This window comes from Loigolactobacillus bifermentans DSM 20003, from assembly GCF_001434575.1.
Classification (GTDB): Bacteria; Bacillota; Bacilli; order Lactobacillales; family Lactobacillaceae; genus Loigolactobacillus; species Loigolactobacillus bifermentans.
In genome coordinates this window covers 1-1,540 of record NZ_AZDA01000142.1, presented here as the reverse complement: position 1 = coordinate 1,540, position 1,540 = coordinate 1, and the positions used below count along the sequence as shown (strand labels likewise).

Sequence of the window (1,540 nt, the reverse complement as noted above, 5' to 3'; positions counted from 1 at the left end):
CAGGTTATGCTGACAAATTTGTCCAAAAATTCGGATTAAATTTGCAATCTACCTTATAAGTGTCATTCACACTATCTCTTGTAGGATCTCCTTATTAGACAAGCAAATTAAAATGTGGAATAATACTGTTGTAACAAATACATTATGGGAGGTTATATTATGAGTCTAGATGACAAAATTGATAGCACCAAAGATAAGGTAAGTGGAAAAGCTAAAGAAGTTGAAGGCAAGGTTACGAACGACAAGGCCCGCGAAGCTGAAGGTAAGGGTCAAGGTATTCTAGGTAAGGCTAAAGATAAACTGTCAGATGCCAAAGATGCTGTTAAAGATACGGTTGATAACGTAAAGGAAAAGTTAGATAAAGACGATAAATAAATTATCATTTTTAAGAAGACCAAAATCTGGTCTTCTTTTATTTTTTCACGCTTGTTACCCTGTTTTTTCTCCACACTGTAATACGCGGCTTATGTGGTCGCTGCGGCTTTTTACGTTACCACCGTCCATCTTTAAGCTGATGTCCTAAGTCACCCAAGCAACGTGTCTCTGTGCGACTGACAAGGCCAAATCTGCTATTTACCATCTGGCCCATGCCGGCCACCTCCAAATTTTGGGCAAAATAAAAACGCCACGCTATTTAGCACGACGTCTATTATCCTTACACCATCTTATCGAGCCGAGCACCCGCCTGTGCCCACTCCGGAAACTCATACCCGTATTTACTATGAATTAATCATGATATCGCCACCTCCTGACCATATGCAAAAAAAACAGTGATTAGCTGAACTTTTCGATAAATCTATTAAAAGTTTCCGTAGTCCCATTTGCAATTAGTACAACTAAAGCTTCATAGCTAATTTATCAAATTCTTGTATATCAATACCCGTTGCTCCAATTAAATCAAGAATAATCTCCTTTGCTAAGTCTTTACTATAGGAATTTAATTGTTCTGTGAAATCTGGCTCTTCACTTTCATACAGGCCATTGAGCAGTGGAATAATGTAACTATAGATATACACTATTAGTGGATATTCTTTTAATTCCACCAAAACGGTATCAGTTATCCCATCGCTAACCATTTTAGATTTTCTCGTATCAACAACAATTTGATTATGAACATCAACTTTAAAATATACCTTGTTACCACGCTCAGTTAACTCCATTCCGACACTTCTCAATGGAAACTGTCGGGCGATATGCATCTTTAAGACTGATAAATCAGTAATATTAGGTGAGCGACCAATTATCATATCTTGCAAATCATCTCGTTGAATTGTTCCCGAGAACGCATTCATTGCTGGCAATCCAATATCAGAATTAATTTGCCTGTTGTTTCGATCATATTTCCAAAACATCCAAGCAAAAAAGTTATCTTCAAGATAATCAGTACATTCAACATTGTCGTTGCCAATCAATTGAAGGATTTGGTCAACTCTAGTTTTGTCACTAGTGAATATAGCAACATATACTGCATCATCTATATTAATGGTAGATTGTAAAATTAATCCGAACGCTGTTCGGACAAAAAAGATCAGCTTCCTTT

The 1,540-nt window shown here is 36.8% G+C and carries 2 protein-coding genes; one reads left to right on the top strand and one right to left on the bottom strand.

All coding sequences use genetic code 11. From position 1 onward, the window contains the following. Positions 1-159 precede the first annotated feature (159 nt). The gene (locus FC07_RS15260; RefSeq protein ID WP_003680381.1) at positions 160-375 is read left to right on the top strand and encodes a CsbD family protein; all 216 of its coding nucleotides are present in this window, start codon (positions 160-162) and stop codon (positions 373-375) included. 461 nt (positions 376-836) lie between these two features. Here the strand turns inward: FC07_RS15260 and FC07_RS16045 are convergent. Then, positions 837-1,540: hypothetical protein (locus FC07_RS16045; protein ID WP_162255891.1), on the bottom strand; the 704-nt coding region annotated here is incomplete at its 5' end.